Raw genomic sequence first — 3,807 nt, forward strand, 5'->3', positions numbered from 1 at the left:
TTGCCCCGGTCTCGTGGCTCTTCGTCATTTCGTGTGGCTTCCCCGTGCGTTCTCCGTCTGTGTGAGAAGGACGGAGCTTGGCGATGGCGCGGCTGCACGAGGTTCCTGGCTGCCGGGTACTCTCCATCGAAGATGGGTCTGAGGCGGGCGTTGTCATGCACGTTCGCGGCTGCCGCTGCGCAGGACGTTGTCCCGTTTGCGGCACGCTGAGCACTGCCTGTCACGGCTCCGATCAGCGGCACCCCGCCAATCTACCCTCCCTTGGACGAGCCGTTCGGCTCGACCTTACCGTCCGACGTTTGCGCTGCCTCAACCCCTCCTGTTCCCGACGGACATTCTGCCTTCCTGCCCCTTCTCTCCTGGCTCCGCACGCCCGACGAACCCGACGCCTGGCTGAGGCCCAGCAAGCGCGTCGGATTGGCCATCAAAGCTCGAGCCGGTGCGCGCCTGCTGGCAAATTTCTCCATGCCGGCGAGCGCCTTGACGCTGCTGCGCCTCATGCACGCCGCGCCCCTGCCGCGCGTTGTCCGAATGCGGGCAATCGGTGTCGACGACTGGGCCTGGCATCGTGGGCGCGCTTGGAGCACGCTCGTCGTCGACCTCGACCATCATCGTGCCATCGATCTTCTGCCCGACCGCAATTCGGCGACCTTCGAGGCTTGGCTAGCGTCGCACACCGATCTGGAGATCCTCGCACGGGATCGCTCGACAGGCGACCCGCGTGCGGCCCAGGCCGTCGTCCCGCGTGTCCAGCAAGTCGCAGATCGCTGGCACCTCCTTCGAACGCACGCCAGATGCCGGAGCGCTGGTTGGTCGGCGCTCATGCCCGCCTGCGCGCCCTGCCCGTCCCATCCGGCTCGGCGGCTCCCGTTCCTGTTGACGATGCCGTGGAACAACGCTCAGTCCGATGGCCAGATTACGAAACTGAAGCTGATCAAGCGATTGATGTACGGCCGCGCCGGCTTCGACCTCCTACGCCGTCGCCTGCTTCTGGCTCCTTGACCCACACGAAATGACGAAGAGCCATGAAACCGGAGCAAGTCCAGTGCGGATGCAACCCCGGCGCGCCGGGTGCTGGCGGGGATTGCTTGGCACCTGCGGGTCTGCGGCGGCTGGCGGGCTCTTCCGGCCGGCTTTCCGCCCTGGCGCACGGTCTACGGCTGTTTCCGGCGCTGGATCGACAAAGGTCTGTTCGAGGCTCTGATGCGCTCTCTGGCTCGCCTGCAGCGACGGCGCTGCGGACGTCGAACGGGGCTACAACTGGGGATCATCGACACGCAAAGCGTCAAGTGCATCGGGGTGCGCGGGCCACGCGGCTACGACGAAGCCAAGAAGTTGGTCGTGCGCAAACGCGTGGCCTAGTCGATGTCGAGGGCCACGTCCTGGCACTGGCCGTCGTGCCGGCCAACGTGCAGGATCGCGACACGCTTCTGGCCCTCGATGACGGCAAGGAACAGTGGCCTAGCCTGCGCTTGGCCATACTCGACGGCGCCTTCACGGCCGAGCCCTGCCAAGACTGGTGTCACCTCCATGGCATGCGTCACCGCATCGTCGAGAAGTAGCCGGACCAGAAGGGCTTCGTCGTGTTGGAGCCGCGCTGGCTTGTGGAGCGAACCTTCGGCTGGTTCAGCCACTGAGGCGGCCTACTGCGCGAGCGCGCCGGCCGCCGCGACCGGCCGTCTCGCCTGCATCGCCAGCCTCATGGCCGCCAGCGCCCTCAACAATCCGTCCTATAATCACACGCTCATACAGGCTTTCAGTGCGGCTTTTGCTCTGGTGGAATCGACGCAAGCGCCTCAAAATCTTCGATCGATTGCTTAATCTGCAATACTTCTTCGTCTATTTTTTGCAAGTGTCCGATACGGATGTGATTTTCGGTCGAAAGGGCAGTCACGGTTTCTGACAATGCCGAAATTTGTTCTGATAAATGCTTGAACGTGTCCATCGCGCCGCGGATCTTTTGATCAGCAACGCTGGCGGCGCGAAAAATTTCACCGATCTCTTCAGCCCGCGCGTGATTTTGGTCCATCAAAACTTTGATAATCCTCCTCAGGCTATCGATTTCAAACCGCGCGGCGACAGCAGCGTCGAGCGACTTGTCTCTCTCCATGCTGTATCCCAGACGCTTCAGCAAGGATCCGTATTTCTCGTTTAAAATCGCGATCGAACTTTCCGGCAGGACGGTTACCGCCTGAAATGGAAGTCCCGACCTGTTGTGGATCTTTATATTTCCGATTGGGTTTGACATTGCCATGAATATATTGGCCACATCGAAGGCTTCAACATCAAATCTGATGCCTATTTCAGCAATCATGCTGTGCAGGAAGCCTGTCGGGTCAAAGAAGGCATCCTCATATTTGTAAATTGCCGCGGATTTATTCTCGGCGTAATCGACAAGATTGTCAAATTGATCAAATTTTTCGCCCCTTAGATACTCATCAAGTGAGTCGTATTTCTTAAAATCATGCTTATGGAGATTTCTGGCGTACCACCAGCTATAGTCGCAATCTCGTGGATCTCGAACTAATAGAATATATTTTACGGCAAATGCTGAAAGATCTGCGTCAGCCGGCGGTGGCTCTCGGAAGCAGCCAACCACATCATTCTCTGCCAGCGCTTTCTCAAGATCAGCAGCTGTTGGGGCGCTGCCATCGCCTTCCGCATATTTCTCAGCAACTAGGTCATGCACCCGATGGCCGGAATTATTAAGGATGTGCTGGATGGACTGAAAAACTATCGAGCTACCACCTCTCCTGAATCCAAGAAATACGACACGGCGCGGCTTTGACGGCGGGCTCATGATGGTTGTCCGCTGATCTGAGATGCGTGGGAAGGTTGCATTCCTGGGCGCGCTTGTACGAGCGGTTGTTGATGCTTCGCAATAGGCTTGTGAGCGCTGTGCCATTTACATGTTAGCCGGCAGCGCGGCGGTTCGCTCGCGTGAACGATCCCTTGACCCACGCGTTAACCGCGAAAGCAGGAGCGCATGATGCAGAGCAAGTGGATGACACTGGCCGAGGTGGCCGCCGATCGGCACCTGACCCTCGCCGAGGCCCAAAAGCTTGTAGACGAGAGCAACTGCCCGAAGGCTTTCAAGACCAATGGCACCGTATATCTCATCTGAGGCCGGACGGTCAGAGCGAGTGCGCTCCAGCGCCTGGATCTGGCTCTTCTCGTCAATGGACAGCACCACCGCGTGGGTGGGTGGGTCCATGTAGAGGCCGACTACGCGGGTCACCTATCGAACAAGTTCGACGGGTGTCTGTTCTCGACCTTGGCGGCGAAGGCGGGATCGCGCGAGCGCTTGAACGTGCGTAGCCTGTGGGGCTGGAGGCGGTGAGCTTCCCAGATCCGCTGCACAACGCGCAACGAGATCTCGGTCCTCCTCTGGCTTCGCCGTTCTCCCGCACTTTGCGTGGAACGGTCGCGGTGACGAGGATGGCACGGGCTGGTTCAGTTCACCAGGCGGATGATCCTGTTCTCATCCCTGCCGGGCTGCGTCATCGAGCGCGACATCCGGAGCGACGGTCGTGTTGTCGTCTTCGCCCGTGCGCGGTGTACGCATGGCCGTTGCCCACCTGTGCCACAACTAGCTCTGCCGTTCACAGCCGCTATGAACGCCGTTCGGCCGATCTGCCGAGCATCGATCAGCCCGTGAAGCTGCGCCTGCGCGTCCGACGTTTCTACTGCCATGATAGTGCCTGCTGTCGCCCCATCGCCGATTTGCCTTGGCAGGGGCAGTCCATCCGCCTGCGCCTCCGGCTGCGACGCTTCCGCTGTGCGAACCCAGCCTGCCCGCGGCGGACC

Annotated in this window: 3 protein-coding genes and 4 pseudogenes; 4 read left to right on the plus strand and 3 right to left on the minus strand. The window is 60.3% G+C overall.

What is annotated here, in order from left to right:
• Positions 1–77 precede the first annotated feature (77 nt).
• Positions 78–870 (plus strand): annotated as a pseudogene (locus ACTJK8_RS32155) (ISL3 family transposase); the annotation flags it as partial.
• 195 nt (positions 871–1,065) lie between these two features.
• Positions 1,066–1,362: pseudogene (locus ACTJK8_RS32160) on the plus strand (transposase); the annotation flags it as partial.
• On the opposite strand, the gene ACTJK8_RS32165 reads toward ACTJK8_RS32160, so the two are convergent.
• Positions 1,359–1,634: a hypothetical protein gene (locus tag ACTJK8_RS32165; protein WP_440763194.1), complete on the minus strand. Its 276-nt coding sequence runs from the start codon at positions 1,632–1,634 to the stop codon at positions 1,359–1,361. The pseudogene ACTJK8_RS32160 and the gene ACTJK8_RS32165 overlap by 4 nt on opposite strands.
• Positions 1,635–1,756: 122 nt before the next feature.
• Positions 1,757–2,800, minus strand: a complete 1,044-nt coding sequence (locus ACTJK8_RS32170; protein WP_440763195.1) for a sulfotransferase domain-containing protein — start codon at positions 2,798–2,800, stop codon at positions 1,757–1,759.
• A gap of 186 nt (positions 2,801–2,986) precedes the next feature.
• On the opposite strand from ACTJK8_RS32170, the gene ACTJK8_RS32175 reads away from it, so the two are divergent.
• Entirely contained in the window at positions 2,987–3,124 is a 138-nt protein-coding gene (locus tag ACTJK8_RS32175) for a hypothetical protein (protein ID WP_440763196.1), read from the plus strand.
• Positions 3,125–3,127: 3 nt separating this feature from the next.
• Here ACTJK8_RS32175 and ACTJK8_RS32180 read toward each other — a convergent pair.
• A pseudogene (locus ACTJK8_RS32180) lies at positions 3,128–3,375 on the minus strand (hypothetical protein); the annotation flags it as partial.
• Between the two features lie 94 nt (positions 3,376–3,469).
• Between ACTJK8_RS32180 and ACTJK8_RS32185 the strand changes: the two are divergent.
• A pseudogene (locus ACTJK8_RS32185) lies at positions 3,470–3,711 on the plus strand (transposase family protein); the annotation flags it as partial.
• Between the last annotated feature and the right edge of the window lie 96 nt (positions 3,712–3,807).

It is taken from the genome of Methylobacterium sp. 22177 (assembly GCF_052045615.1).
In the GTDB taxonomy this organism is placed as follows: domain Bacteria; phylum Pseudomonadota; class Alphaproteobacteria; order Rhizobiales; family Beijerinckiaceae; genus Methylobacterium; species Methylobacterium radiotolerans.